The sequence below is a fragment of the Streptomyces sp. NPDC127177 genome (assembly GCF_042672475.1).
Classification (GTDB): Bacteria; Actinomycetota; Actinomycetes; order Streptomycetales; family Streptomycetaceae; genus Streptomyces.
Genome location: NZ_JBHXUW010000005.1, coordinates 93,039 through 119,341 on the forward strand (window position 1 = coordinate 93,039; position 26,303 = coordinate 119,341).

At 70.2% G+C, this 26,303-nt stretch carries 22 protein-coding genes; 10 read left to right on the forward strand and 12 right to left on the reverse strand.

Going from position 1 to position 26,303, the window contains the following annotated elements; translation table 11 throughout:
* Positions 1 to 342 precede the first annotated feature (342 nt).
* Together ACFVJX_RS05775 and ACFVJX_RS05780 are read left to right on the forward strand one after the other, a co-directional pair.
* Positions 343 to 954, forward strand: coding sequence for a TetR/AcrR family transcriptional regulator (locus ACFVJX_RS05775; RefSeq protein ID WP_384126894.1), 612 nt, complete (start codon positions 343 to 345; stop codon positions 952 to 954).
* The gene (locus ACFVJX_RS05780) at positions 951 to 1,364 is read left to right on the forward strand and encodes a DUF6069 family protein (protein WP_384126895.1); all 414 of its coding nucleotides are present in this window, start codon (positions 951 to 953) and stop codon (positions 1,362 to 1,364) included. The genes ACFVJX_RS05775 and ACFVJX_RS05780 overlap by 4 nt, the downstream gene beginning before the upstream one ends.
* A gap of 103 nt (positions 1,365 to 1,467) precedes the next feature.
* Here ACFVJX_RS05780 and ACFVJX_RS05785 read toward each other — a convergent pair whose 3' ends face one another.
* From ACFVJX_RS05785 to ACFVJX_RS05795, 3 genes are all read right to left on the reverse strand, one after another.
* Positions 1,468 to 2,289 carry a phosphotransferase gene (locus tag ACFVJX_RS05785; protein ID WP_384126897.1) on the reverse strand — a complete coding sequence of 274 codons (822 nt, stop codon included), beginning with the start codon at positions 2,287 to 2,289 and terminating at the stop codon, positions 1,468 to 1,470.
* A 260-nt stretch (positions 2,290 to 2,549) separates the two neighbouring features.
* Positions 2,550 to 3,005, reverse strand: coding sequence for a hypothetical protein (locus ACFVJX_RS05790; protein WP_384126898.1), 456 nt, complete (start codon positions 3,003 to 3,005; stop codon positions 2,550 to 2,552).
* Between the two features lie 188 nt (positions 3,006 to 3,193).
* Complete coding sequence (locus ACFVJX_RS05795) at positions 3,194 to 3,793, reverse strand: TetR/AcrR family transcriptional regulator C-terminal ligand-binding domain-containing protein (RefSeq protein WP_384126900.1); 600 nt, start codon at positions 3,791 to 3,793, stop codon at positions 3,194 to 3,196.
* A 90-nt stretch (positions 3,794 to 3,883) separates the two neighbouring features.
* Here ACFVJX_RS05795 and ACFVJX_RS05800 point away from each other — a divergent pair, with 90 nt between their 5' ends.
* Positions 3,884 to 4,630 carry an SDR family oxidoreductase gene (locus tag ACFVJX_RS05800; protein WP_384126901.1) on the forward strand — a complete coding sequence of 249 codons (747 nt, stop codon included), beginning with the start codon at positions 3,884 to 3,886 and terminating at the stop codon, positions 4,628 to 4,630.
* Positions 4,631 to 4,681: 51 nt separating this feature from the next.
* Positions 4,682 to 5,578: an alpha/beta hydrolase fold domain-containing protein gene (locus tag ACFVJX_RS05805; RefSeq protein WP_384126903.1), complete on the forward strand. Its 897-nt coding sequence runs from the start codon at positions 4,682 to 4,684 to the stop codon at positions 5,576 to 5,578.
* Positions 5,579 to 5,612: 34 nt separating this feature from the next.
* Here the strand turns inward: ACFVJX_RS05805 and ACFVJX_RS05810 are convergent, their stop codons facing one another.
* The 3 genes from ACFVJX_RS05810 to ACFVJX_RS05820 all read right to left on the reverse strand — a co-directional run bounded on the left by ACFVJX_RS05810 (position 5,613) and on the right by ACFVJX_RS05820 (position 7,669).
* The gene (locus tag ACFVJX_RS05810; protein ID WP_384126905.1) at positions 5,613 to 6,455 is read right to left on the reverse strand and encodes an IS5 family transposase; all 843 of its coding nucleotides are present in this window, start codon (positions 6,453 to 6,455) and stop codon (positions 5,613 to 5,615) included.
* Between the two features lie 251 nt (positions 6,456 to 6,706).
* Positions 6,707 to 7,438 (reverse strand): restriction endonuclease, encoded by a 732-nt coding sequence (locus ACFVJX_RS05815; RefSeq protein ID WP_384126906.1) that lies wholly within the window; start codon positions 7,436 to 7,438, stop codon positions 6,707 to 6,709.
* A 21-nt stretch (positions 7,439 to 7,459) separates the two neighbouring features.
* Positions 7,460 to 7,669 carry a hypothetical protein gene (locus tag ACFVJX_RS05820; RefSeq protein WP_384126908.1) on the reverse strand — a complete coding sequence of 70 codons (210 nt, stop codon included), beginning with the start codon at positions 7,667 to 7,669 and terminating at the stop codon, positions 7,460 to 7,462.
* 218 nt (positions 7,670 to 7,887) lie between these two features.
* Between ACFVJX_RS05820 and ACFVJX_RS05825 the strand changes: the two genes are divergently transcribed.
* Both ACFVJX_RS05825 and ACFVJX_RS05830 read left to right on the forward strand, forming a co-directional pair.
* On the forward strand, positions 7,888 to 8,427 hold the full coding sequence (locus ACFVJX_RS05825; protein WP_384126910.1) for a GNAT family N-acetyltransferase: 540 nt from the start codon (positions 7,888 to 7,890) through the stop codon (positions 8,425 to 8,427).
* 683 nt (positions 8,428 to 9,110) lie between these two features.
* Complete coding sequence (locus tag ACFVJX_RS05830; protein WP_384126912.1) at positions 9,111 to 11,099, forward strand: ABC transporter ATP-binding protein; 1,989 nt, start codon at positions 9,111 to 9,113, stop codon at positions 11,097 to 11,099.
* 210 nt (positions 11,100 to 11,309) lie between these two features.
* On the opposite strand, the gene ACFVJX_RS05835 is transcribed toward ACFVJX_RS05830, so the two are convergent.
* The 3 genes from ACFVJX_RS05835 to ACFVJX_RS05845 all read right to left on the reverse strand — a co-directional run bounded on the left by ACFVJX_RS05835 (position 11,310) and on the right by ACFVJX_RS05845 (position 16,311).
* Positions 11,310 to 12,863: an alpha/beta hydrolase gene (locus ACFVJX_RS05835; protein ID WP_384126914.1), complete on the reverse strand. Its 1,554-nt coding sequence runs from the start codon at positions 12,861 to 12,863 to the stop codon at positions 11,310 to 11,312.
* A gap of 239 nt (positions 12,864 to 13,102) precedes the next feature.
* The gene (locus ACFVJX_RS05840; protein WP_384126915.1) at positions 13,103 to 15,511 is read right to left on the reverse strand and encodes a PQQ-binding-like beta-propeller repeat protein; all 2,409 of its coding nucleotides are present in this window, start codon (positions 15,509 to 15,511) and stop codon (positions 13,103 to 13,105) included.
* 209 nt (positions 15,512 to 15,720) lie between these two features.
* On the reverse strand, positions 15,721 to 16,311 hold the full coding sequence (locus ACFVJX_RS05845) for a TetR/AcrR family transcriptional regulator (protein ID WP_384126917.1): 591 nt from the start codon (positions 16,309 to 16,311) through the stop codon (positions 15,721 to 15,723).
* A 323-nt stretch (positions 16,312 to 16,634) separates the two neighbouring features.
* Here ACFVJX_RS05845 and ACFVJX_RS05850 point away from each other — a divergent pair, with 323 nt between their 5' ends.
* The gene (locus ACFVJX_RS05850) at positions 16,635 to 17,567 is read left to right on the forward strand and encodes an alpha/beta fold hydrolase (RefSeq protein WP_384126918.1); all 933 of its coding nucleotides are present in this window, start codon (positions 16,635 to 16,637) and stop codon (positions 17,565 to 17,567) included.
* A 73-nt stretch (positions 17,568 to 17,640) separates the two neighbouring features.
* On the opposite strand, the gene ACFVJX_RS05855 is transcribed toward ACFVJX_RS05850, so the two are convergent.
* Positions 17,641 to 19,413 (reverse strand): cytochrome c biogenesis protein CcdA, encoded by a 1,773-nt coding sequence (locus tag ACFVJX_RS05855; protein ID WP_384126919.1) that lies wholly within the window; start codon positions 19,411 to 19,413, stop codon positions 17,641 to 17,643.
* A gap of 414 nt (positions 19,414 to 19,827) precedes the next feature.
* On the opposite strand from ACFVJX_RS05855, the gene ACFVJX_RS05860 reads away from it, so the two are divergent.
* On the forward strand, positions 19,828 to 20,415 hold the full coding sequence (locus ACFVJX_RS05860) for a molybdopterin-dependent oxidoreductase (RefSeq protein ID WP_384126921.1): 588 nt from the start codon (positions 19,828 to 19,830) through the stop codon (positions 20,413 to 20,415).
* Between the two features lie 178 nt (positions 20,416 to 20,593).
* Here ACFVJX_RS05860 and ACFVJX_RS05865 read toward each other — a convergent pair whose 3' ends face one another.
* Positions 20,594 to 22,801 (reverse strand): trehalase family glycosidase, encoded by a 2,208-nt coding sequence (locus ACFVJX_RS05865; RefSeq protein ID WP_384126922.1) that lies wholly within the window; start codon positions 22,799 to 22,801, stop codon positions 20,594 to 20,596.
* 111 nt (positions 22,802 to 22,912) lie between these two features.
* Complete coding sequence (locus ACFVJX_RS05870) at positions 22,913 to 23,902, reverse strand: acetylxylan esterase (protein ID WP_384126923.1); 990 nt, start codon at positions 23,900 to 23,902, stop codon at positions 22,913 to 22,915.
* A 366-nt stretch (positions 23,903 to 24,268) separates the two neighbouring features.
* On the opposite strand from ACFVJX_RS05870, the gene ACFVJX_RS05875 reads away from it, so the two are divergent.
* On the forward strand, positions 24,269 to 25,054 hold the full coding sequence (locus tag ACFVJX_RS05875; protein WP_384126925.1) for a ChbG/HpnK family deacetylase: 786 nt from the start codon (positions 24,269 to 24,271) through the stop codon (positions 25,052 to 25,054).
* Between the two features lie 162 nt (positions 25,055 to 25,216).
* Complete coding sequence (locus tag ACFVJX_RS05880; protein ID WP_384126962.1) at positions 25,217 to 26,179, forward strand: aldo/keto reductase; 963 nt, start codon at positions 25,217 to 25,219, stop codon at positions 26,177 to 26,179.
* Positions 26,180 to 26,303 lie beyond the last annotated feature (124 nt).

The window sequence follows — 26,303 nt, forward strand, 5'->3', positions numbered from 1 at the left end:
CGGGGCGCGCCGCCCCTGCCCGATCTCGAATTCGACCCCGGCCCCACTCCTCGAGAGTCCTGAAGTCTGAAGCCGTTCCCCCCGGTTCCCCCTCCAGTGGACGTGAACACCCGGTCACCACCATCCGGAGCGACGTCCCCGAGACAGATCCTGATCGAGTCGGCCGTCACAGCACGCCGGCCCGAGGGCCTTGCCGCCGAGCACTCCTGCCGTAGTCGTGGCTCTTGGTGGGCCGTCACCGACAAGCAGCCGGGCGAGAACAAGTAGCCGGGCGAGCGAGAATGAACGGAGTGAGTCCTCACTCATTGACGGAGTGAGGACTCACTCCGTAGCCTGGCGGGCATGACAGCACCCAAGGACAACCAGCCCACCCGCCGCCGCGCACCCGCCATGACGCCGGAGGAACGCCGCTCGATGATCATCCAGACCGCGATCCCGCTGATCGCCGAGTACGGGGCCGCGGTGACGACCGCGAAGATCGCCCGCGCCGCGGGCATCGGCGAGGGCACGATCTTCCGGGTCTTCGCCGACAAGGACGAGCTGCTGCAGGCGTGCATCGCCGAGGCGCTCTCCCCCGAGCACGCGGTCCGCGAACTCGACGCGATCGACGTGTCCCAGCCGCTGCCCGACCGGCTCGCGGAGGCCGCCGAGGCGCTGCAGGCACACATGTCCAGGATGGGCGCGATCCTCGGCTCGCTGGGGCATCGTGGCGGCAAGCACCCCGGCACGGTGCGCGGCGCGGGCCGCAACGAGTCGACCACCCCGATCCGCGTGGCCCTCGCGGAGTTGCTGGAGCCGGACAGGACCGCCCTGCGGCGGCCGCCGGAGCAGATCGCGGCCCTCTTCTTCGGGCTGCTCTTCACCCAGCCGCGTACGGAGGACGAGCCCGACCTGACCCCGCAGGAGCTGGTGGAGGTCTTCCTGCACGGGGCGTTCTCGGGGGGCGCCGAGTGAGCGCACGGAGAAGACGCCTTGGGGTTACGGCCCTGGCAGCCCTGGCTCCCGTCCTGGTGTGGCTGGTCACGGACCCACTGCTGGGGCACCGGCCACGGATCTCCGACGGTGAGCAGACGCTCGACATCGGCGCTGCGCCCGTGGCGGTCGTCGCAGTGCTCGCGTCGCTCTCCGGCTGGGGGCTGCTGGCCGCCCTGGAGCGGTTCGCTGTACGGCGCGCTCGCGCCATCTGGACCGGGGTGGCCGGTGCCGTACTGGCCGCGTCCTTCCTGCCGTTCATCGGCGACGGCGTGGACGGCGGCACCCGGGTCTCCCTCGCTCTGATGCACCTGGCCGTGGCGGCGGTGCTGATCCCGGGGCTGGGCGGAGGGCGGCCCCCTGGAACGGGAGCCGGTGCCGCCAGGGCGTGACCGCCGCAGCCCTCGTATCGTCCGGCCCGCGAACACGGCGAGGAAGCCCGCTGTCTCGGCCTGCCACGCTCCCTCGCCGGCCGGAACCGCTACTCGCGTGGGATCAGCGGGACAGAGTGAGCAGTTCGTCGATCACGGGCTCCGGCCCGCCATGGGTGAGGTGTGCGATGGCCGCCATCGGAGCGATGACCCGACTCCAGGCGTAAAGCCGGTCTCCGTCGAGCCCGCACGCGGTCGCCACCCGCTGGCAACGGGCCTCGACACCCTCTTGTCCGGCGCCGGCCACCACGTAGTCGACGGCGTCGAAGCAGGGGTCGCCTACACATGCCTTGGGGTCGACGGCGACCAGACCGCGTGACGGGCCGCCGTCCAGGACATTGCCGAGGTGCAGATCGCCGTGCAGAAACACGAGCCCGGCCTGACTGTCCAGCAACCTCTCACAGCGCCGTATCGCCCGCTTCCACGCGACCTGGTCGATCCGTGCGCCGATGGCCGGCTCTGACAGCCGCCGGCCGATTCGAACGAAGGCCTCGTCGAACCGACCGCGCAGATCCAGTGGCCAATGCGCGGGTGGCGCCACGGCGTGCAATGCGGAAAGCAACTCTCCCCGCTGCTGCGGCAATGACGTCTGCGGCATGTCGTCGGCCACGGTGCCGGGCAAGACCTCCTCCAACACCACGGCCCCCGCCTCCGCGTCGGCAGACAAGACGGTCGGCACCCGGCCCGACGGTGCGAACACGCTCAGCATCTCCACCTGTTTGGTCAACAGTGTCCGGTCCGGGCTGAGTTTGAGAACCGCTGGCCGCCCGTCGGTCCATAGACAGCGCAGAACTACCGAGGAGGCTCCGCTCCCGAACAGCTCCCCCAGCACGAACCCCCACTGGGCGGCCAGCCGTGAAGCGAGGTTCGGACCTCGGCGAGCCAATCCTCGGCTTCAGGGCCGAATCGACCTACCAACACCGCGCCGACCTCTTCCATGTCCATCCCGGCAGCTTGCATCCCGAACTGCCGCCATGCACACGCATATCGACGCCGTCCTGCGGGAATCGAGGCGGTTTGAGCGATCACCGGTGGCGAACCGACAGCTGCGGACTGAACTCACCAGCCCAAAGGCGCGGGTACGGGTCCTTCCAACCCAACCCCACCCAACCGACTGACAAGACGAGTCGGGCACTCTCAGCTCTGTCAGCCCTGCCAGCCCCGCGAGCCTCTGCTCGGAGAAGACGCGATCGATGTGCGAGCGACCAGGCGGTGCAGGGGCGGTAGGGATGCCACGATGAACACTCCGAAGAGCGTGAGGGGCAGCAGACGCAGCACCTGCGAGGGATCGTCGCGCAGCCATTGCCAGTTGCCCCACCAGTTGCCGCAGACGTCCAGCACCATCACGGCGCCCGCCAGCCAGATCCCCTCCCGCCGCACGAGCCCCACCAGCACGATGACCAGGGGGTCGATGACCACCAGGCTGACGAAGAGCACCTGCAAGGGCACTTGTGGGAACACCGAATAGGCGTGGATCCCGCCGCGGGCCACATCAAGAACGTGGGTGCGAGTGCCCACGAGAAAACCGATCAGGTACGCCGCGAGGGCCCACCTCGCCCACAACGGCAGTCCGCCCCACTGTTTCCGCAGCTCAAGCTTCACGAGATCACCCTTAAGAGCTCGCGCAGATAGGTAGGTCTTGGCGGTCGGCGCTGGTGCCGTGTGTCCCATCGGTGAGTGGTCCATGCTTGGCGAATGAGGCTACGGAGAGCGACGATCGCGTCAGTGAGGTCGAAGAATGCCTCGGTCACGACTTCTCGTCGTACGTAGCGGCTTGACGCACACTCGCCTCACCCCCGGATGCCGCGCAGGAGGTTGCGGATCAGGGCGTCGGCGAAGGCGGTGTCGAGCACCTCGCCCGGCAGCAAGAGGCGGTGGTAGCAGGCGCCCCAGAGCTGGTCCACGACCACCTGGGGGTCGACTTCGGCGCAGATCTGGCCGAGGCGCTGCGCTCGGGTAAGTCTTTCGACCGCGAGCCGGCGGCGTGGGTGGGTGTAGTGCGTCGCGAGAGCTGCGGCCAGGGCGGCGTCGGTTTGCGCCGCGCCGACGAGTTGGGCGATCACGGGTCCGGCGGGTGGTTCTGTGAGCAGGCCGACGAAGGCGTGGAGCTGGGCGGTGAGGTCGCGCTCGATGTCGCCGGTGTCAGCGAACGCGAGGGTGTCCTCGACGGCTGTGAAGTAGGCCTCGAAGGCCAGGGCCCCCGGTGAGGGCCACCACTTGTACAACGTCATTTTGCTCACGCCGGCGCGAGCGGCCACCTTCTCGAAGGTGATCTCGGCCAGTCCCGCCTCGAATAGCGTCGCGCCGGCGGCCTCCAGCACCGCCTGGCGCACCTGCGCGGCCGGCCGACGGCCGCGGCCGCGCCTGATGGGCTCCTTCGACTCCTCCACCTGTCCTCCTCTCGGGCTTGCAGTATATGGACGGTCAGTCTACATTTTTAATGGACGAACAGTCCATAAACGAGCGGGAGGCTGAACACCTTGAAAGGCACCACCGGACCCATAACGCGCGTCGCGATCGTCACCGGCGCCTCCGGAGGCATCGGCCGCGCCGTCGCCGAACGCCTGGCCGCCGACGGTCTCGCCGTGGTCGTGCATTACGGCAGCGACAAGTCCCGTGCCCATGAGGTCGTGGCTGCTGTCACGGCAGCCGGCGGGGTGGCGACCGCGTTCGGCGGCGATGTCGCCGCCGAACACGAGATGACCGCGCTCTTCGAGACGACCGAGCAGATGTACGGCGGTGTCGACGTGGTCGTGAACACGGCCGGCATCATGCTGCTGGCACCGATCGCAGAGTTCGACCTTGCCGACTTCGACCGCATGCACCGCACCAACGTGCGCGGAACGTTCGTCGTGTCCCAACTGGCTGCCCGCACACTGCGCCCCGGCGGCGCACTGGTCAACTTCTCCACGTCCATCACCCGGCTGCAACAGCCCGCCTACGCCGCCTACGCCGCCACCAAAGGCGCCGTCGAGGCGATGACGTTGGTCCTGGCCCGCGAGCTGCACGGCCGCGACGTGACGGTGAACGCCGTCGCGCCCGGCCCAACTGCCACACCGCTGTTCCTGGACGGCAAGCCGCAGCATGTCATCGACCGCATCGCAGCCCAGGCTCCGATGGAACGCCTCGGCACCCCGGCCGACATCGCTGAAGCCGTCGCGTTCCTGGCCGGGCCGGGCCGCTGGATCAACGGCCAGGTGCTCTACGCCAACGGCGGTATCGCCTGAACCCGACACCAGCAAACCGACCCCCGACCACAGCGGTTGAAAAGGACGAACATGAGCGAAGAACAGCGCGCGGCACTCGACCAGTTGCTGCGGAACGGGCCGCTGGACATCGGCGGCGACGTCCACGAGCAACGGCCACTGCTCGATGCATTGATGACGTCGCATCCGCTGCCGGACGACGTCACCTCCACCACGGGCGTCCTCGGCGGCATCCCCGTCGTCACCATCGAGCTCAGCGACCTCGAATCCGACGGCGTCATCTTGTACTTCCACGGCGGCGGGTACGCACTGGGCACCGCGGCGGCCGCCGCGGGACTCGCCTCCGAACTGGCTCGCCGGGCCGGCACCCGGGCGGTATCGGTCGACTACCGCCTTGCCCCGGAGAACCCCTACCCCGCCGCGCTCGACGACGCCGTGGCCACCTATCGAGGACTGCTGGACGGCGGCATCCCCGCCTCCCGCACCGCCCTGGCCGGCGAGTCCGCCGGAGCGGGCCTGGCCGCGGCGACGCTCGTCGCCTTGAAGGGCGCCGGACTGCCCCAGCCCTGCGCCGCTGTCCTGATGTCCCCGTGGATCGATCTGACCCTGTCCGGTGCAAGCGTGGCGGACAAGGCCGCCCTCGACCCGGCCCTCACACCCGACGGGCTGCGACTGCGGGCCGCCGACTACCTCGCCACCGCAGACGCGGCCGACCCACTGGCCAGCCCGGTCTTCGCCGACCTGACCGGCCTGGCGCCGCTGCTGATCCAGGCCGGCTCCCACGAGATCCTCCTCGACGACGCCACCAGGCTCGCGGCCCGCGCCGCTGCCGCCCACGTCCCTGTAACCCTCGACGTGACACCGGGCGTTCCCCACGTCTTCCAGGGATTCGCCGGGATCCTCGATGACGCGGACGCCGCGCTCACCCGCATCGGCACCTTCCTGCGCAGTCACCTCGCAGTGAAGTAGCGACGATGCCACAGGCCGCAGACCCCTCATTGGGTCACGGGCGTCGCTTCGGGCGGTTGTCCCAGCGGTGGGTGGTCCAGGACTGCCGGATGAGGCTGCGGACGGTGATGATCGTGTCCGCGAGGTCGAAGAAGGCGTCGATCACGGTGGCACGGCGTTCGTAGCAGCGGGCGAGGCAGTGAAAGTCGTTCTGCCAAGCGTGGGTTCGCTCCACATGCCAGCGCCGGCTCGCCTGGATCGGGGCCTTCTCGCCCTTGTGCGCTATCCGACCGTGCAGGCCCCGTTCGCCGAGCAGGGCACGGGTTTTGTCCGAGTCGTAGCCGGCGTCCAGGTGCACGGTCATGTCTTCGGGTAACGGTCCCAGGTCGTCCAGGCGGTCCAAGGTCGGAGCGAGCAGTGGGGAGTCGTGGCGGTTGGCGCCGGCCAGGACACGACCCAGCGGAATGCCGTATCCATCCGTCATGCCCGAGCGTTTCAGGCCCTGTTTGCCGCGGTCGACCGGTGAGCGTCCTGCAACCTCGCCACCTCCGGGAGCCTTGGTGATGGAGCCATCGACAGCGATCTGGTCGAGCACGAGGCCGACGATCCGGTCGTAGGACTCCAACGCGATCTGCTTGAGCCGGGCGAGGACTCCGAGTCGGATCCATTCGTCGCGACGGTTGCGGATCGTGGTAGCCGAGCACGTCGTGTCGGATATCGCCTCGTATGAACGGCCGAAGCGCAGCAGTTGCAGGAGCTTGTCGAAGATGATCCGGTCGCTGATCCGCGGGCGGTGGCAGCCGAGTGGATGGTCCGGGTGGTACACCGGCCGCTCGGGCAGCAGGGTCGCGAAGTGGTCCCAGAGCGGTTCGGTGAGCCATGATGGCAGCGCGGGCACAGGTCTCCTCAGTGATCACAGAGCGTCGCAACTCCATGATCACCAAGGCCTGCACCCGTTCTGTTGCCGGGATCCCCCACCACGCCCACGCCTATCTGTGCGTCCTCTAAGTACCCATTCCTTGCAGAGGGGTGGGCACCATTCACGATGACCCGACGCCTCCGCGTCGAACCAATCCACGAAGCCCTGCCAACAGGGGCACATGGAGCGTGGGTTGGCCGGTTCGGTCCGGGCGCCCGCACGTTGTGCGGTTACCGGCCCTTGCGGGGTGCGGGGATCTTCGGCAGCAGCTCCCACAGGGGACGGCTTCCGCCGGCCCAGGCTGCGAGGGTCCGTCGGTCGACCAGGTGCATGTGCAGTTGTGCGGCGAGCGGTGGACAGCGTGTGGAGAAGCGGCCGTTGGTGACGACCAAAACGACGTCCGCACCGTAGAGCTGACGGGCGGTGCCGTTGACCCGCTGGAGGTCGGGGGTGCCGACGGCCGAGCCCCGGTCACCGTCCTTGCGGTGTTTGCACTGGATGACCCAGCTACGGCCGAGAGGATCGGTGGCCAGGACGTCGGCTCCGTTGTCGCCGGCCCCGCCGATCTGTCGGGCGTCGGCGCATCCGTCGCGGCGCATCAGATCACGCACGGCGTACTCGAAGTCGCGGTGGTGCAGGGTGTCCAGCTGCGGGAGTCCGTATCGAAGGGCCTGCTGCCGCACCTGGTCCCAGGTCTGCTGCTGACGGTACCGGTGGACCCACACCGTCCCGCCGATGGCTGCGAGGGCCCCGAGCACGATCAGCGCCCACCAGTTCACCAGCAGCCAGGAGATCACCGCCCAGACCAGGGCGAGGCCTGCGACGGCGCCGAATCCGAGCAGGAGCATCCGGGTGTCGCGGCGCTGCTGCCTGCGTGAGCGACGGCGACGCGGCGGCGCGCTGCGGCGTGCGGGGCGGCGTACCGCGGGCCTGCGGCGGGACGGTGGGCGGCGGTTGGCCATCGGGCGCACTCCGGGAGGGTTTCAGCGGGTGGAGTCGGTGATGCCGGAGGTGAGTTGGCGCAGGAAGTCGAGGATGCCCTCACCCACCGGGGTCGGGGCGATGACTACGCCGAGGGCGAGCACGATGATCACGGTGAGCTTCTCGTCGTTCCGGCTCCGGGAATGCGTGCGGCGGCGCAGCCGCAGCAGGACGATGACGGCGAGCAGCACTCCCACATTGATCGTCAGCATCCCGCCCCGCCCCCGGATCACACTCGGCCCCGTTCCGACCTCCTATGTATCCGTAACCCGCACGGTCGCGCCTGGCAGTTACCGGATGATGACGCGAAGTGACCGGTTGGCCGGATCCACTCTCGGAGCCGGCCGCGCGCTCTCCTCACGAGAGGCGGTAGCGGTTCCCCCAGGAAAACGGATTGCCTCGGGGGCGGCGCTCTCGTTGGCTGGGCAGCATGGCTGAACTGCACACCGATCGTCTGGTGCTCCGTCGATGGCAGGACTCCGACCTTGAACCGTGGGCGGTGATGAATGCTGATCCCGAGGTTCGGGAGCATCTGGGCGACTTGCTCACCCGTGAACAGAGCGATGCCTCCGTGGCACGGTTCGAGGCCGAGTTCGATGAGCGAGGCTACGGATGGTGGGCAGTTCAATCGCAGGCCTCGGGCGAGTTCATCGGCTTCGCGGGCTTGGACCCGGTGGATGACGACATGCCGTTCACGGGGGTCGAGGTCGGTTGGAGGCTCGCGCGTTCGGCCTGGGGCCGGGGTTACGCCACCGAGGCCGCCATGGCCTGCTTGGCCTTCGGCTTCGAAACTCTTGAACTCCCAGAGATCCTTGCGGTGACGACTGCTACCAACATCCGTTCCCAAGCGGTGATGCGCCGCATCGGTATGACCCGTGACGCGGCCGGTGATTTCGATGACCCCACCGCGCCCGAAGGGCCACTACGTCCGAACGTCCTGTTCCGAATCGCGCGTGGTGCGAGGGTCTGACGCTCTCCATTCGGTCGCTCGCCGGGCCGAGGAGGAAAGCCTGTCGGCCTCGGATGCCTGAGCACGGGATCGGTCGCTCACCGCGGGGGCGGAGAGCCGGCCGTGGGTCGGGCACGGCTCCCCCTGCCACTCCCTCAGCCGGCCCGGATGAACTCGCCGTCCTGGAGAGCGGTCTTGGCGGCCGGCCGTGCTCCGCAATCCCCCATAAGCGGTACCCACACCCACAGGAGTGGTCGAACGCAGGATCACGACACAGCGCTCCAAGCCACATCAAGGATCGACCGGCTATTCGAAATCAGGTTCTAGATTTCGCCCCTGCGTACCCGTGACGGCGACAGGAAAGACCCCGTTAACCGATCACCTGTCCGCATCACGCCCAGGGGAGCGCCCATGCATCGTCTGCCCCATCCCACACTTGTTCATCCTGTGTTCGAAGGCTCCGCCGCGTCCTCGGGTGCGTGCGCCCGCCGCGTCGATGGCTGCGCCGGATTCCTCACCACCCGGTCCCGACCGGATACGAGGTACCTGACGCATCAACCACGTCAACGTCGCCAGGAATCCTGCGGCTTCGTCCACCATCACGCTTCGTCCGGCTGTCGCCCTCATACCGCCGACGTCCTCCAGCTGCTCGCCGAAGGCCCCTCGTACGGAGCACTGGACCGGCCGGGTTCAGGAGGCACCCTGTGAAAAGGTTCTTCGGCCCGGTGAAAATGGCGGAGCCGCAGGTGTCCGACGCCGAACAGGAACTCTTCGGCGGGCCTCTGCGCTATGACATGGGCTGGTCCCAGCACGAGCATGCGGGGCTGGACCTGACCATGCGCTCCGCGCTGCGCCAGATGCCCGGACTCATCATGGCCACCCTGCGGATGGCCTGGAACGCGGATCGCCGCGCGCTCGTGGCCGTGGCGGTCAGCGAAATCGGCCAGGGCATCGCCGCAGCCGTCGGCCTGCTCGCCGTCAACGCGGTCATGCACGCCCTTCTGGGCGCCGGAGGTGCTGTCGAGCGGCTGCACGCCCTGTTACCGGGCCTGCTCGCCGCCGCCGGCGTCGCCGTGGTGAACTCCGGCTTGGCCGGTTGGTCGACATCGCGGGCGGGACGTCTCGAACCGGTGGTGGAACGGATCGCCACCACGCAGTATCTGGCCGCCGCGACCTCGGTCGAACTCGAAGCCATCGACGATCCGGACTTCCGCCGCCTGATCGACATTGCCCAGTACGGGCCCGCCGCTGCGCGCCGCATGATCGGTGCCTGTGTCTCCGCGCTGAACAGCAGCATCTCGCTGATCGCGACGGCGGGTGTCCTCACCGTCCTGCATCCGGCGCTGCTGCCGATGCTGCTGGTCATCGCCGCTCCCCGTGCCTGGGGCGCCATGCGGGTGGCGCAGGAGCGCTACGTGTCGATGATGAGCTGGATCGAGCACGTGCGGGCCAGTCGTCTCATCGGGAGCCTTCTCACCGAGCGAACGGCTGCCCAGGAGGTACGTATCCACGCCGTCGGTCCCTTCCTCCTCGACCGGTACCGGCGCATGGCCGCGAGCGCGGAGTCGGAACAGGAACGTCTGGCATCGAGCAAGGCCATCACCGAATGGGTCGCATCCGCGCTGTCCGGGCTGGCGATGGCCGCCACCTACGGCAGCATGATCTGGCTGGTCATGGCCGGGCACATGAGCCTCGCCGTCGCCGGCACTGCCGTGATCGCGGTACGGACCGGGTCGGCGAGCCTGGGCGCCCTGGTGATGAACATCAACCAGCTGCACGAAGAGTCGCTCTACGTCCGGGACCACGGACAGTTCCTCGTCGAAGCCGCCCAACGGGCCATCCCGCAGACCGGCGGCCCCGTCCCCGAACAGGTCGGGAAGGTCTCTCTGGAACACGTCACCTACCGCTATCCCGACCGCGACGCACCGGCCCTGGACGATGTGACGCTCACCTTCCCGATGGGGTCGGTCACCGCCGTCGTGGGCGAGAACGGCTCCGGCAAGAGCACCTTGATGAAGATCCTCTCCGGTCTGCTGATGCCGCACGACGGCTCGGTGAAGTGGGGTGAGGCCGATGTCTCCGGGCTGGAGCGCTCCCAGGTCTTCGACCGGGTCTCGCTTCTCACCCAGGACTTCCAGCGCTGGCCCGTCACGGCCGCGATGAACGTCCGCATCGGCCGTCCCGGCCACGACGCCTCGGTCCACGACCTGCAGGCCTCCGTCGACTACGCCGGGGCCGGTTCCGTCACCGCCAGACTCCCCAACGGCCTGGACAGCATGCTCGGCCGCATGTTCCGCGGAGCCATCGAACTCTCCGGCGGGGAGTGGCAGAAGGTGGGTCTGGCCCGCACGCACTGGCGTAGCTCGACATCGTCGGAGGACAGCGTCCTCATCGTCGACGAACCGACCTCCGCCCTGGACCCCGAAGCGGAGATCGCCGCCTTCGACCGCATCCGCCGACTCGCCGCCCCGCATCGTGCCGTCGTCCTGGTCACCCACCGCATGTCCGGCGTCCGGCACGCCGACCACATCTACGTCCTCAGCCAAGGGCGCCTCGCCGAACACGGCACGCACGACGCCCTCATGGCCGCACGTGGCCGGTATGCGGCCATGTTCGACACACAGGCCGCCCAGTACGCCCCGGCCCCCATCGTCCCGAAGCCCTCTCCGCCCAAGGTCGTTGACAAGGCGTGACCGCCCCGGCGAAGGCCAGGGCCGTGTCGATGCGCTCGTCGTCCTCCTCTCGCCCTCCGACGGCACGGGCTGCCCCGGCCCGTCCGCGCCGTCGGCAGCGCGGTACGTCGCAACCCGTCATGCGGTGTGGAGGTGCGCCGGGACCATGCACGGCGGGCCCCTGCGGACGAACCGGTGTGCTGACGGTCCGGCCGGCGGATCCGTACGGCCTCAGGACATGCTGCCCCGGCACACCGTCCCCGGGGCCGGGGTACGGCCCGTGCGGAGGTATCGGTCGACCGTCTCCATGACGCAGCGGTTCTGCGGGTATGTGCCGTGGCCCTCCTCCTCGGCCGTCAGGAGCACGCCGACACCGTCGCCCAGGGCTCGGGCCATGTGGCGGGCGCCTGGGTAAGGGGTGGTCGGGTCGCCGGTGCCGCCGACCACCAGAACGGGCGCCGCGCCGTCGGCGTCCACCTGGGGCGTGGCGCGCTCGCCGTCGAACGGCCAGTCGTAGCAGAGGTAGACGCCGATGGACCAGGCCGCACCGAAGACGGGTGAGGCGGCTTTGATGCGGGCCTCGTCCCTGTCGAGGCGTCCGAAGCCGGGGCGCAGGCTGGAGTCCGCGCAGGTGATCGCGACCAGGGCGGCGCGGCTGCTGTCTCGCGGGGGCGCCTCGCGGTCGGCGGAGCCGCTGTCGTCGGCGACCTTGCTCAGGGGACGGGCGTCGTTGTGGTCGATCAGCGCGGTGAGGGCCTTGGCGAGCGGCGACCAGCCGTCCGTGCCGAGGTCGAGATGGTCACTGACGGCGTACGCGAGGTCGTCGGCGTCGAGGTTCCGCCCGCCGCCTGCCGGGGCGGGCTTCTTCTCCAGGCGGTCGGCCAGCCGCGCCATGCGTCGCGCGGCCTCCTCCGGCCCGTCGCCGGTCGGGCAGTGGCGGATACGGGCCGCGCAGTGCACAGCGAACCGGTCGAACGCCGCCTGGACCGCCTTGACCTGCGACACCTGCTTCTCGTCGCGGTCCTCGGTCGGGTCGACGGACGCTTCGAGGACGAGCCGTCCGACGTGCGACGGGTACAGGTGGGCGTAGGCCGCGCCGAGCGCCGTTCCGTACGACACGCCGAAGTAGTGCAGCCGCTCGTCGCCGAGGAGGTAGCGCATCAGCTCAAGGTCGCGGGCGGTGTGCGAGGTGCCGATGTACGGCAGGAGTGCCCCGGAGTGCTCGGCGCAGGCGTCGGCCCCGTCGTAGCCGGTGTCGTCGGCAGTCTTCCCGCAGCGCACGGGGATGGTCGCGCCAACGCCGCGCGGGTCGAAGGAGACCAGGTCGTAGCGGTCGAGGAGCGGCTTGTACTGGTTGAGGAGTCCGGGCAGTCCGCTCACGCCGGAGACGCCGGGGCCGCCGAAGTTGAGGACGAGCGAGCCGATGCGCCGGGCGTTCGGGCCGGTGGCCTTGCGGCGGATCAGAGCGACGTCGATCGTTCTGCCGTCCGCTTTCCGGTAGTTGAGGGGGACCTTCATGGTGGCGCAGTCGTAGCCCGTGCGCGCGGTGGGCGGCGCGGTGCAGCGGGACCAGTGGAGGTGCTGGCCGGTGGTGAGCGCGGTGGGCAGGCCGACGGGCGGGTTGTTCGCGGTGAACTCCGTGCGCGGCTCCGCGCTCCGGCCGGGAGCGTCGTGCTGGAGCCAGGCGCCGACGGCCCCGATCGCGGCGAGGACGATCCCGACGATGACGTACACACCGGCCGGGAGGCCCGGTCTGCGGCTGCGTATCGGACGTGTGTCACTCATCGAAGCCCCGCGTTCCCGCCCCTGGACGCCTGCCCCGTGCCCGCACGCCCGTACCCGTGATCGTCCGATCGTCGAATGAGTGCAGGGTACAAGCCGCCTCCGACAGCGGGCCGTCACGGCGGGCTGTGGCCGGTGGCACCGGCCCGCTCCCGCACCCTGCCCGCTCACGCAGTCGGACGTCCGGGTGGAGAGGGGGCAGGCCACCGCGTCTTCCGGGGCTTCCGGATGAGGGCACTTGGTCAGTACTCGCTCAGCACCCGCCGCGCCACCCGCTGGACGTCCGCGTCGAGCCGGGAACCGGACTGTTCCTGCCAGCGCTGGTAGTCGACGAACACCACCAGGTTGCCCTTGCGGACGGTCAACGTGTGATCGCGGTTCATCGCGTCCCGGCTCCGGTAGGTGTCCCGCTCGATGCGGGCCTCGTCCCCGATGCCGGAAACCTCGGCGCCGTCCACCGATGCGATCTCCGCTCGGGCCAGTTCCGTCGCACCGTCCCCGGTCAGCGGGGATTCGGGCACTGCCTCGACCCGTACGGTCAGGCTCGGCGACAGGTCCTCCCGCGGCTCCCAGTCGCAGCCGGTGACGCGACCGTCGGCCCCGCCCCCGGGTGTGGTGTCCAGCGCGACGGCGCCGGGTACCAGCCCGGCCGCCTCGGAACCCAGCCGGGCACAGACCGGCTTGACCACGGTGGTCCCGCCCCCGGCGGGTTTCGCGGGACGCCTCACGGACGCGGGCACATCGGCGCCGAGCCGCTCCAGCACATCGGCGGCCGCCACCCGCGCCGCTGTCTCCACCTCGTGTCGCGGCGGCACCTCACCGCTCAAGGCGGGCGACAGCGCCTCCGTCCGGGCCTTCACCCGCACGGTCACGTTGCGGTAGCGGACCAGGATGTCGGCGCTGGACGCGCTGCCCCGCACCGAGCCGGACGCGCTCGACTTCGCCTCGTCGCCCAGGCCCTTCAGCGGGTGGCCCGCGGCGAGAACCTTGTCGTCGTCGTCCTCGTTCCTGGTTTTCCCTTGTCCGGCCTCGCGGTACGCCTTGGCGGCCACCGTGACCGCGGGCGTCGGCTCGTGCGAACTCCCGGACGACGAATCGGAGCCGGACGCTCCGCCCCGGTCCGGCTCGTACGCGGTAACCGCCACCTCCAGTTCCCGGTTCGCGTGCCGGGGTGCGTCCCGTTCCTCCCAGGCGCAGTCGACGGGAGGCGGCATGCCCTCGCGGTACACGCGCATCGCCTTCCGCGCCGTGGGCGACACGGCCTCGCACGCGTTCACGACCTCGTCGGGACGCAGGTCGCCCTCGCGCCAGCCGTGGCCGGCGGTGTCGCCCGCCTCCGGCTCGGGAGCGTACTGCCGGGTGTCACCGCCCGAGCTCGGCAGCGGATACGCGATGATGCCGGCCTTGCCCGACCGGTCCGGGCGGCTCAGATATATCCGTTCGTCGTCCCAGGCCGCGAACGTCTGCGTCTCCACACCGGCCTCCGCGATCCGGCCGATCGTGCGCTCCTTGCCGTCCCGCATCCCGTACGTCACGAGCCACTGGACACTGTGCCCTGCGGAGTCGGGCATCTGCCGTACGGCCAGCAGCTTGTCCTTCCAGACGCCGAGGACGTCCGCCTCGTCCTGGCGCTTCTTCCATCGCACCTTTCCGGTGCTCAGGTCGTACGCGTACAGCGCGGGATCCCGCCCGTAGCCCACGACCAGTGTGTCCCCCTGGGTGAACGGGCCGACCTTCGCCCGGCCGTCAGAGGCGGTGGGCTTGAACTGCTTGCCGATGGTGTGCACGGGCGTGCCGTCGGAGTCGTACGTCTGGATGAGGTCATGACCCTCCCGGGTGACATCCAGAGCCAGCGGGTCGTCGGAGACGATCCCGTTCAGCTGGTCGCCGACGCGCTCCGCCTTCGTGCGCCATACCGGCTTGCTGTCCGCTCCCTGGTACAGCGCGAAGTGGGCAGGGGCACCGTCGTCGGCGGGTACCCAGCCCGGCACTCGCTCCTTCGCGGTCCCCGCCGGGGCCTCTCGAACGGCGAGATGGGTGCCGTTGTGGTCCACGTCGTGCGCGCACGCCTCGTCGCTCCTGAGCCGTGTCCCCAGCGGCTTGCCGTCGCTCGGACGGAACTGCTTCACCTCGTAGCAGTGGAGCGTGACGGTGAGCGCCTCGTCCCCGATACTGAGGTCGTTCGATCCGGACGTGCCCTGCGGCTTGCCGACGGGCTCGGCCCACCTGACCTCGCCGTCCGCGAGGTTCACCGCGCCCGCGTACGTGCAGCCGCCCTTCGTCCCGGCGGTGAAGAACAGCCCGCCGAGCCCGGCCGCGTTGGGCCGGTCCGACATTCCGCAGACGCCGCTCGTTCCCTTCGGCGCCTTCAGCGTCCACCGCTTCCTGCCCGAGCGCGCGTCATATCCGCGCAGGTCGCTCCCGTCCCGCAGGACAAGGACGCCTTGGCCGGTCCAGACGGTCCCGCTGCCGTCCGGGCCCAGCAGGGAGGGCGCCTCCCAGACCTTCGTCAGTTTCGCCGGCTGCCCGGCCGGACGCGACCTGCCGTCGTCCTGGGCGCCCCCGTTGGTACAGGCGCTCCCCGCGAACAGCGTGCAGAGCACAGCCGTCGCGGTGGCCGCTTGAATGCGCGTACGCGTAAGACGTGCCATGTGTGGCATCCCCCGATTCCCCCTGGTGTTCCGGGCGGAAACTAGTGGGTGGCGGGCGCGGCCGTCAAAATCCGATTGCGCCGGCCCCACCCCGCTCCCCCTCCGCTCCACTCCACTTCGACGAGATGAGGAGCAAGGCGGGACATGAATCCGGCGACGGCGGGACCGGCAACTTCGCCGGCGTCCGTCGTACCGGTGGAACGCCCCGTTCAGTCGTTCGCGCCGAGAGTCCGCGCAAGTGCGTCGAGGGTCACGTCGACGATGGCGCGCAGTTGCACCGCGTCCGTTCCGGCTCTGCTCATGACGGCGAGGGACTGGTTCACGGCCGCAAGGTGGGTGGCGAAGGACTCGGCCGCCTCGTCGTGCAGTCGGCCGGCCTTCAGCGCGGCGCGTAGCCGGGTGTGCTGGAACCCGATCGCCTCGCGTGCACGCGAGGCGACGCTCGCGCTCAGCACCGGGGTCGCCATGACGGTTTGGGCGACCAGGCACCCGTCGGGCAGACCTGGGTCCGCGATGCGTTCCAGGGTGACGTCGAAGAACGCCCGCGCGGCTGCCAGGGGCCGGTCGGCCGCGCAGGACAACGCGGCGTCGTACTTGTCTCCGTAGCGCGTGGTGTAGCGCTCCAGACAGCGCAGGAAGAGCCTGTCCTTGTCGCCGAAGGAGGAGTAGATGGAGCTGCGGTTGAGCCCGGTGGCCCGGGACAGGTCGTCCACCGAGGTGTCCGCGTAGCCGGCCCGCCAGAACTGGATCATCGCGGCATCGAGCGCCGTGGCGATGTCGAACTGCTTCCTGCCCGCCATACCGCACCTCCCTCCTGCTCCGCCTTCGCCGTGAAGGCCATCATCTCATCATGAACCAATCAGTTCAAGATGGGTTAGGGTGAAGACGTGGTCATGGCCGGATACCTCGCAGACCTCACCGCGCAACGCCACGCACACCGCGTGCTCGCGTCGGCGCCATGGCGTTCACCCACGCCGCCCTCGCCGTCGTCGTCGCCGTCTCCGTCGTCGCCATGGCCGGCGGAGCACCGACGATCCCGCATACGTGCTCTCACGGCGCCGATCACCCACCGGGACGGCCTTCAGCGGACCGTCGACACACCGCACACCAGTGGAGGGGAACCATGAATGACCTCGCAAGCGCCCCCCGCGTCCCGGGCAACCCGGTCCGCGACCTGCCGCTGCCCGACCTGACCGGATTCACCCACCGATGGACCGACGCGGGCGGCGTCCGGCTTCACGCGGTCGAGGGCGGCCGGCCCGACGGTCCAGCCGTCGTGCTGCTCGCCGGGTTCCCGCAGACCTGGTGGGCATGGCGCAGGGTGATGCCGACCCTGGCCGACCGGTTCCGAGTCATCGCGATCGACCTGCCGGGCCAGGGACACTCCGAACGCCCTGACATCAGCTACGACACGCACACGGTCGCCGGGCACGTCCACGCCGCGGTCAAGGCGCTCGGAGTCCCGACGTACTGGCTGGTCGCCCACGACATCGGCGCGTGGGTCGCCTTCTCCCTCGCCCTGAAGTACCGGAGCCAGTTGCGTGGCCTGGCACTGCTCGACGCGGGCATCCCGGGCATCACACTCCCTGACGCCGTCCCGACCGACCCCGAACAGGCGTGGAAGACCTGGCACTTCGCCTTCCATCTCGTGCCCGGTCTGCCCGAGACACTGCTCACCGGCCGCGAACGGGAGTACGTCGGCTGGTTCCTGAAGGTCAAGACCCTCTCCTCCGACACCTTCGACGACGCCGAAATCGAGTATTACGCCGCGTCCGTGGCCGCCGGAGGCGGTCTGCGTGCCTCCCTGGCCTACTACCGGGACGCCGCCGAGTCGGCGCGGAAGAACCACGAGGCGCTGGAGCAGCAGCACCTGACGGTCCCGGTCCTCGGGATCTCCAGCAGTCACGGCTCCATCCCCGACATGGCAGCTTCCATCAGGCCTTGGGCCGCCCACGCCACGGGGATCGTCGTGCCGGATGCAGGACACTTCATCCCCGATGAACAGCCCGATGCCGTCGCCGCCGCGCTGGCCGGCTTCATCTCGGAAGACGGTTGAGAGCGGGCGGGAGCACGTGTCGTGACCCGGGCATGGTCGACCGGGTCCTTCCCCTCCCCCGCCGGTGATCCACCTATCCGAAGGTGAAGGAATAGCCCTCGATCCCGGGAGCGACGCGGAGTTCGAGTTTCGCGTCAGCGGCCTTCGGGGTGTCGACCAGGGAGTAGAGGGAGGGTGTGCCGTGCACCTGGACGGTCTTGGTGACCCTGCCGTTGACCAGGACCGTTACGGGTCCCTCCCCGGACAGGACGAGGTTGACGTTCTTCGCGTGGTAGGTGAAGGCCAGCCTGGCGTCCTCGCCAGCGGTGAAGTGGTCGTAGCCCGCGGTCCAGGTACCTTCCAGCGAGAGGGAGTTGCGAGGGATGTCCGCCGGGAAACGGTAGTCGGTCGCCTTGTCGTCGACGAGGGGGGTGCCCACGTAGTTACGGATGCGGAGATTGCTGAGGTAGGTCTCCGGGGTGCGGTCAGCGGTCAGGTCATCGGCCTTCTGACCGGTCCTGGGCGGGAGCTCGACCTTCGGGTTCGCCTGCTTGAGGAGGGTCCGGATGAGGTCCTCGGTCCGGTCGTACTGCCCCTCGCCGAACTTGAAGTACCGCACCGTGCCGTGTGCGTCGATGAGGTACTTGGCGGGCCAGAACCGGTTGCGGTAGTTGTCCCAGGTCGTCAGATCGTTGTCCAGGGCGACCGGATAGCTCACGCCGAGCTTCTTCGCCTGGTCGGCCACGTTTCCCGCGTTCTTCTCGAAGGGGAACTCCGGCGAGTGCACGCCGATCACTTCGAGTCCCGCCGCCTTGTACGCGGCGTTCCACGTCTCGATGTGCGGCAGACTCCGCTGGCAGTTGATACAGGAGTACGTCCAGAAATCGATCAGCACGACCTTCCCGTGCTGCTGTGCCAGGTCGACGGGTGCGCCGCCGGGGGTGTTGAGCCACTTGGCGATGCCGTCGATGGCGGGGGCCCTGCCGCAGGAGCGCAGTTCGTCCACGCCGTCCTCGCAGCGCGAGAGTTCCTTGTTGGAGTTGTCGTAGAGGCCCGACAGTTGCTGGCGGGCGGTGTCGCTGTCCTCGATCTTCTTCTGGGCCGCCGATGTGTAGTCGGGCAGGGCCCGCTGGATGGTGTCGGTGATGTTGAAGGCCAGTGCGAAGGCCAGGACGACCATCAGCAGCCCGGCGGCGATGCGCAGCTTGCGTGCCCGGGTGCGGAACGCCGCCACCCGCTCGGCCACCCGGCGTCCGGCCAGCGCGAAGATCAGCAGCGGGATCGCGGTGCCGACGGCGAAGGACACCGTCAGGGCGACGATGTCGGCGTTGATGTGCCCGCGTGCGCCGGCCACCGTGATCGCGGCGAGGACCGGGCCCGCACACGGCACGTACAGCAGCCCCAGTCCCAGACCCAGGACGAAGGCGCCACCTTCCTTGTTGACCTGCCGCTGCGGGATCCCTGCGAAGGGCTTTTCCAGCAGCCGTTCGATCGGCGGGAAGATCAGGCCTAGGCCGATCAGCACCAGCAGGGTCAGACCGATGTACCGCAGGATGTCCTGCGGAAGCCCCAGCGCGGTCAGCAGTGTCACGCCCAGGAGCGTGAAGAAGCTGAAGCTCAGGACCAGACCGGCCACCACGGCGTACGGTCGCCTGTTGCGGCTCGGCGGAGTACCGGCAGGAGCGGGCGCGGTGAGGACGTCGCCGGAAGTCGGCGCCTCCTGCCGCCGGGACTCCGCGGTCGGCTGCGGCTGCCTCTCGGTGCCCGGCCCGCCGGCCAGGAACACGACCGGCAGGACGGGCAGGATGCACGGCGAGACAGCCGTGATCAGCCCTCCGAGCAGGCCGATCAGAGTCAAGGTGAGCATGGGGACGCCTTCCGGTGAGGAGACCGGGCCACCCGCTCTCCATGCAGGTGATTCGTTGGAGCGGGCTTGCGGGATTGGTCTCCTCGGTGAAGAACCTTCACTTCTGCCAGGCCATTGACGCCGCTCGGCTTGCTTCTGCGCCTCCCGCTGGTCCGTGGCGCATCAGGACGACGCCGGGTGCGTCATGACGTCGAAGGCCGGCCCGGGGCCGGAGCGGCCTCCGGCCTCCGGGCTCCGGCCCCGAGGAGGTGTGCGAACGGCACCGGTCGGTGGGACGCGGGGACGCGGGGAAGGGCGGCAGAGGCCGCCCGGCGATGGTGCATGCGAGCCCGCACCGCTGGTTCGAGGCCCTTCTATGAGCCTGTCGTAGAGTTTCGCCTTGCATCTGCATATAGCGAGATAGAGAGCTGCGTGATGGAGCAAGGCATGCTGCCGCCGGGCCAGCGTCTGGCGAAGGGCTGGCCCGTCTCGCACTACGGGCCCGTACCCCGCTTCCGCCCGGACCGTTGGACACTCCAGGTCTTCGGCGCCACCAGGAGCGGAGAGAAGTACTCCTGGACCTACGAAGATCTCGCTGCCCTGCCGAGAGTCACCGTGCTCGCGGACCTGCACTGCGCCTCGGGAACCAGCACCATCGGCCACGAGTTCTTCGGCGTGCCCGCATCCGTACTCCTGGACCTCGCCCCGCCCGCGGCCGACGTATCGCATGTCATGGCGTGGGCCGAATACGGATACAGCGCGAATCTCCGCCTGGCCGACTTCACTTCCGACTCGACCCTCATGGCTACCCACCACAACGGCGAGCCCCTCACCGCCGAACACGGCTTTCCGCTGCGCCTGGTCGTTCCGCACCTCTACGGCTACAAGGGGCCCAAATGGCTTCGGGCGATTGAATACATGACCCAGGACCGGCGCGGCTTCTGGGAGGAGCGCGGCTTCCACAACATCGCCGACCCCAGCACAGGCCGACGGCACTCGTATCAGGAGGCCGACAGTCGGTGACCGGGCGGAGAACACGTCATTCCGGGCATCGCCCCCGGCACCTCGTACGACTCCCTTCCGCTCGCACGGAGAGCACCCCCGCTGACCCGGCACATCAGAAGCCGGGGTGCCGCGCCCGACCCGGGCACGGCCGAGCCGCACGGGCCCGGCCGCGGAGACGGCGGGCCCGTCGTCCCGGTCAGTCGTTACGGGTGATGCCGCCCCGCAACAGTTCGAGCAGGGCCGTCGCGGACCACGTGAAGTTGGTGGTCTTCTGACCGGCTCCGGTCAGTGGGTTGTAGTTCTCCCGGATCGGGGCGTCCCCGAGCAGCCCCTCGGCGTGCTCCAGCGCGGTCTCCGTGAGTGCTGCGGCGTCCCGGTGGTAGCCGTAGGCCCGCAGCCCGCTGACCGCGAACAGGAACTGGTCGAACCAGACCGGGCCGCGCCAGTAGGCCGGTTCCGTGGGGTCGAAGTCCGGGCTCTGCCGTGACACCGTCGGCAGCGGGAGGGGCGTGGCGAACTGGTCCGGGTCCGTCAGCGCGGCGCGTACTCCGGCCGCCTGGCGGGCCGAGGCCAATCCCGTCCACAGCGGGATCACGCCCTCTATGCCCTTGCCGGCCGACGTGACCGGACGCCCCTCGGGGCCCAGGTCGTAGAACCAGCCGGTGGCCGGGTCGTACATACGGGTGCGGACGTCCTCGCGCACGCGGTCCGCTTCCCGGTCGAAGGCAGTTGCCTCCCGGTGCCTTCCGAGGGCCCCGGAGATCCGGGCCAGGGCGCGCTTCTCCGCGTAGAGGTAGGAGTTGAGGTCCACCGACGCCTGGGTGAGGCTGTAGCCGATGGGCCTGCCGTGCGGGTCGGTGGTGGTGACGACGCCGGCGTCGTCGAACCGCGGGGCGTTGTCCATGCCGCTCTCCCAGCTTGCGGCGGCTCTGCGTTCCTCGGTGCTGTCGTTGGCCGGGTCGAGAGTGGACCCGTACTCGGCGAGTCCGTCGCGGTCGTGGTCGCGGTTGCGGTACCACCAGTCGTGGTGCGCCAGCAGTTTCGGGTACATGCGGCGCAGGAACGCGAGGTCCGCGCCGCGTTCGTACACCCGCCAGCACGCCCAGGAAGCCAGCGGGGGCTTGGAGTTGCGCTCGTTCCACAGCTTCCCGCCGTGCTCGGGGTCGTTGTAGAAGACCACGTCGGGAATCATCCCCGCGTCCCAGGGACGTGTCGGGTGCGCGGCGGTGATCTGGTGGTCGAACACGGACTCGGCCGTGGACGCGCCCAGCTGCGGGTCGAACAGGGCGACGGTGACGGCCGTCTTCCAGGCGTCCCAGGCCCACAGCCCGGTGGCGAAGGTGCCGGCCGTGATGGCACCGGTGACCCCGTCGGACAGGAGCGCTCCCGCCGGGCTGCGCCAGTTGCTCACGACCGTCTGGACCGCCTTGGCGCCGGCCCGGCGGCGGTCGGGTGCGATGCCGTCCAGGGCGCGCCGCAGGTACGTGCGCCAGCGCTCGTCGGCGCGGTCCACGACGTGCCGGGGCCCGGAGAGCGCCGCGTGCGCGTCGCCGTGCGCCGCGGCGGCCTCGGCGTCCGTGAACGTGTAGCTCTCGGTCCAGGCCAGGTGGGTCTCGTGGCCGGGCGGAACCGTGGTGGCGTGGAGGGCGGTCTGGAGGTACGCGTCGCCGTCCACCACCGTGTCCACGGGCACGGACCGGACGGCCTCGAAACGGGTCTGCGTGGTGGTGAGGTAGTCCTTGTGGAGGCGGACCTCCGCGAAGGTGACAGCGACACCGGTGGTGGTCCTCACCAGCGAGGGTGCGCTTCGGATCGGTTCGGTGTCGTGGCGCAGCAGTTCACCGGTCCATCGGGCGCGCAGGGTGCGCGGGCGGCTTCCCTCGTTGCGTACGGTCGCCCGGATGAGCGCGGTGCGGTTCGTGGCGTACCGGAGGTCGAGGGTGATCCGCAGACCGTCCACGGCGTACGACTGGGTCAGGATGCCGGGCGCACTGTGCAGTTCGGGTGCCGGGTCCCGGGAGAGGTCGACCGTCGCCCCGGTCCGCTCGTCGGTCAGCGCGAGGACGCTGAACGCCCGGCTGAGGTACCAGGGGAATTCCTCGGCGAGGTACAGCGGGCCGCTGAACCCGCCGAGCTGCGCGGTGTCCGTGGCCCCGGGTATGCCGTAGGCGTGCCAGGCGCCGAGGTCGCAGAAGAGGTTGAGGGCGTGGGGGTAGGCGTCGGTGGGGACACCGTGCAGGTCCAGCAGGTCCTGGAGGCCGGACCTGAAGTCGTCCCCGGGTCGTCCCCTCCCCTTGTTCTCCGCGGTGGTCCCGGTCGCCGCCGCGGGGACGGCTGCGAGCGCCGCGGCTCCGGCGGGCAGCAGGGCGAGGGCGTGAAAGGCGCGGCGGGTGATCTCCGTCATGGCTGGGCTCCTGCGGGGTTCGGTGTGGCGTCGGTGTGGTTGTCGGCAGCAGCGGGACGGCCGGCGGTCCCGGTGGGGGTGCGGCTCGCGCCGTGCTGCGGACGCTGTCGCTCAGGCGGGCCCCGGTGCCGTCACGCGGGCGATGAAGTCGGCGTGTTCGGCGGTCTGGTGATCGCCGCCGCCCTCGTGCTCGCTGTACTCCCACACCCGGATGTCCTTGTCGGGGCTGCTCCCGGCCCTCTCGCCCCAGCGGTGGAAGGCGGCGAAGACGGTGGACGGCGGGCAGACCGGGTCCATCAGCCCGGCGGAGAACCGCACCGGAGCTGCGGCACGCGCCGCGAAGTTGGCGCCGTCGAGGTAGGAGAACGTGTGGAAGACCTGCTCCACCGCATCCCTGCGGGCCCGTAGGTAGTCGGTGATCTCACGGTAGGGATACGCGTCGGTGATCTGCGTGGCCCGCCTGACATGGCACAGGAAGGGCACGTCGACGCAGGCGCCCGCGATGCCGTCGTGCAGCCCCGACGCCGCGAGGGCGAGGGCGCCGCCCTGGCTGCCGCCCTTGACGACGATCCGGCCGGGGTCGACGTCGTCGAGTCCGGCCACGGTGTCGACGGCCCGTACCGCGTCGGTGAACAGCCTTCGGTAGTAGTGGTCGTGGGGCCGTGCGACGCCGCGTGTCATGACACCGCCCACCTGTGGGGGGATGTCACCGTCCGGTGTGTCCGCGCAGCCGTAGTGGGTGGACTGGCCCCGGTTGTCCATCAGCAGGTGTGCGTAACCGAGCGAGGACCACAGCGTGGGCCGGAGCACCTCGCCCCGGGCGCATCCGTAGCCCAGGTACTCCACCACCGCGGGCAGCGGTCGCCGGACCCCTTTGGGCAGCCAGAGCCAGGCCCGGACCGGCTGGCCGTCGAAGCCCGAGAACGTGACGTCGTAGGTTTCGACGTGCACCATGCCGGTCACCACGGGGCGCAGCACCGGCGGGGCGGCCGCGCGGCGGGCCTGCCGCAGCGTCCTCTCCCAGAACGCGTCGAAGTCGGCGGGCTCGGCGCCGTCGTAGCGGTGGGTCCTGAGGTCTGCGAGGGGAAGGTCGGTGAACACGGACACCTCGGAAGTAGTGGCTCGGGAACGGCCCGGGGGCCGGAGCAGCGCCGGTCCCGTGCGTCGCGGGAGCGCGGCGGGCAGCCGGTGGAGACGTTCTCTCCGGCCGGGTCGGGGGCGTTCACGGTAGTGCGGCGCGGGAGCGCGGCGACGGGGCCGGCGGCGGTTGCGCACGGACGTCCATGTGCCGGTGCACAGCCGTGCCGGCGGGCCGGGAGGTGTCCGGGCACGTACGTCCATGTGCCGGTGCACCCCCGCCATGGCTCGCCTGTGATGCGGTCCTCAGGCTGGTGGCCAGTGGTGCCGCCGTCCCGGGGCGGGCCGAGAACGGGCACCGCCGCGTGCCGGACGGAGCGGGGGACGAGCGTGGACGCCGACGCGGTGGGACTGGTCGTACGGGTGGACGATGCGGGGCTCAGTGAGGGCGTCAACCACGCCGTGGTCGAAGCACTGGGCGGTCCCGCGGCGCGCAGCGTCTCGTTCATGGTCCCCGGGCCTGCCGCCGCCCACGCGGCCCGGCTGATCGCGCCGTTGACCGGTGTCGTCTGCGGGCTCCACGTCACCCTGACCAGCGAGTGGGAACGGCCTCGGTGGCGTCCACTGCTGCCGGCCCGTGCCGTTCCGTCGCTCGTCGATGCCGACGGCTGTCTGCCGCGCACCGCCGATGAACTGCACGGGCGCGGCGGTGTCGACCCCCGCGAGGCACGGGCCGAGATAGAGGCTCAGCTCGACCGGGCCCGCGGGTGGGGTCTGGAGATCCGCTATCTCGACGAGCACATGGGCGTCGGCTGGGTCTCCGGCGCCGGGGACGCCATTCGTGCGGTCGCCGCCGCCCACCAGTTGTTCGACGCCGACCGTGCGGTGCCGGCCCTCGACGGTCCGCCGGGCCCGGTGCCGGAGGGCGGCCGGCCCGGCGCCTGGGTGGCCGACGCGGTCCGCCGCTCCGCCCCCGGCCCCCGCGTGCTGATCACCCACCCGGGCCGGGACGACGCCGTTCTGCGCGCCCTGCGCGGAACCGGATTCCCCGAGGGCGGCGTCGCTCTCGCCCGTGACGCCGACCGGCGCATGCTCGCCGACCGCGCGCTGTGGGCGGACGTCCGCGCGGCCGGCGCCGAACTCACCGACTACGCCGCGCTCGCCGCCACGCCCTGAACCACCTCGTACCCCCAGAGGCCGGGAGCCCCGCAGACGCCGCCCCGGCCGGCCCGAATCGCCCTCCGAGGCGGGCCGGTGGACCAGCCGTCCGCCGACCCGCCCGGCTCTCCCGAAGGACTTCTGTTGCCGTACACCCCTGATCCCGCCCGGTACACCACGATGCCCTACGTCCGTGCCGGCCGCAGCGGCCTGAAACTCCCCGCCGTCTCCCTGGGCCTGTGGCACAACTTCGGCACGACCGCCCCGTACGAGACCCAGCGGGCCATCGTCCGGCGGGCGTTCGACCTGGGAGTCACGCACTTCGACCTCGCCAACAACTACGGGCCGGCCCCCGGCGCCGCCGAGGAGGGCCTCGGCCGGGTTCTCGCCACGGACCTGTCCAGGCACCGCGACGAGCTGATCGTCTCCACCAAGGCCGGCTTCGACATGTGGCCCGGACCGTACGGCGGGTGGGGCTCGCGCAAGCACATGCTCGGCAGCCTCGACCAGAGCCTGCGCCGCACGGGCCTGGACCACTTCGACATCTTCTACTCCCACCGCCCCGACCCGGAGACCCCGGTCGAGGAGACCATGGGGGCCCTCGCCACAGCCGTCCGCCTGGGCAAGGCGACGTACGTCGGCGTCTCCAACTACTCGCCGGAACAGACCCGGCAGGCGCAGCGGGCGCTCGCCGCGCACGGAGTGCCGCTCCTGGTCCACCAGCCCGCCTACTCGATCTTCAACCGGTGGGTGGAGGACGGACTGCTGGACACACTCGACGAGTTGGGTGCCGGCTCCGTGGCGTTCTCTCCGCTGGCGCAGGGGTTGCTGACCGACCGCTATCTGAAGGGCATCCCACCCGGCTCGCGGGCTGCGGGCCCGAGCCCGTTCCTCTCCGCCGACCAGGTCAAGGACGAGACCCGCTCCCGGATCACCGCCCTGGACGCCATCGCCCGAGAACGCGGCCAGAGCCTCGCGCAGATGGCGATCGCCTGGGTGCTGCGCGGCTCCCGCGTCACGTCCGCCCTGGTGGGTGCGAGCAGCGTCGCCCAGTTGGAGGACAGCGTCGCCGCCGTACACGACACCGTCTTCCGCGACGAGGAACTCGCCGCGATCGACCGGCACTCCCACCCGCCCACGTGACCGCGCCTCCCGTGACACGGGCCGGCCCGTCAAGTCGCTGCTCACCGGCACCGATCGGTCACGATCTGCCATGCTGCGGTGCCGCCGGGAGACCTAGGCTCGAAGGGTCGATCAGCAAGGAGAC

Bases quoted from the DNA above. Each gene is read 5' to 3' on its own strand.
- ACFVJX_RS05820 (WP_384126908.1), bottom strand. From the start codon at position 7,669: ATGCTGACGATCAATGTGGGAGTGCTGCTCGCCGTCATCGTCCTGCTG.
- ACFVJX_RS05850 (WP_384126918.1), top strand. From the start codon at position 16,635: ATGAATGACCTCGCAAGCGCCCCCCGCGTCCCGGGCAACCCGGTCCGC.
- ACFVJX_RS05855 (WP_384126919.1), bottom strand. From the start codon at position 19,413: ATGCTCACCTTGACTCTGATCGGCCTGCTCGGAGGGCTGATCACGGCT.
- ACFVJX_RS05805 (WP_384126903.1), top strand. From the start codon at position 4,682: ATGAGCGAAGAACAGCGCGCGGCACTCGACCAGTTGCTGCGGAACGGG.
- ACFVJX_RS05880 (WP_384126962.1), top strand. From the start codon at position 25,217: ATGCCCTACGTCCGTGCCGGCCGCAGCGGCCTGAAACTCCCCGCCGTC.
- ACFVJX_RS05815 (WP_384126906.1), bottom strand. From the start codon at position 7,438: ATGGCCAACCGCCGCCCACCGTCCCGCCGCAGGCCCGCGGTACGCCGC.
- ACFVJX_RS05825 (WP_384126910.1), top strand. From the start codon at position 7,888: ATGGCTGAACTGCACACCGATCGTCTGGTGCTCCGTCGATGGCAGGAC.
- ACFVJX_RS05840 (WP_384126915.1), bottom strand. From the start codon at position 15,511: ATGGCACGTCTTACGCGTACGCGCATTCAAGCGGCCACCGCGACGGCT.
- ACFVJX_RS05865 (WP_384126922.1), bottom strand. From the start codon at position 22,801: ATGACGGAGATCACCCGCCGCGCCTTTCACGCCCTCGCCCTGCTGCCC.
- ACFVJX_RS05775 (WP_384126894.1), top strand. From the start codon at position 343: ATGACAGCACCCAAGGACAACCAGCCCACCCGCCGCCGCGCACCCGCC.
- ACFVJX_RS05835 (WP_384126914.1), bottom strand. From the start codon at position 12,863: ATGAGTGACACACGTCCGATACGCAGCCGCAGACCGGGCCTCCCGGCC.
- ACFVJX_RS05860 (WP_384126921.1), top strand. From the start codon at position 19,828: ATGGAGCAAGGCATGCTGCCGCCGGGCCAGCGTCTGGCGAAGGGCTGG.
- ACFVJX_RS05845 (WP_384126917.1), bottom strand. From the start codon at position 16,311: ATGGCGGGCAGGAAGCAGTTCGACATCGCCACGGCGCTCGATGCCGCG.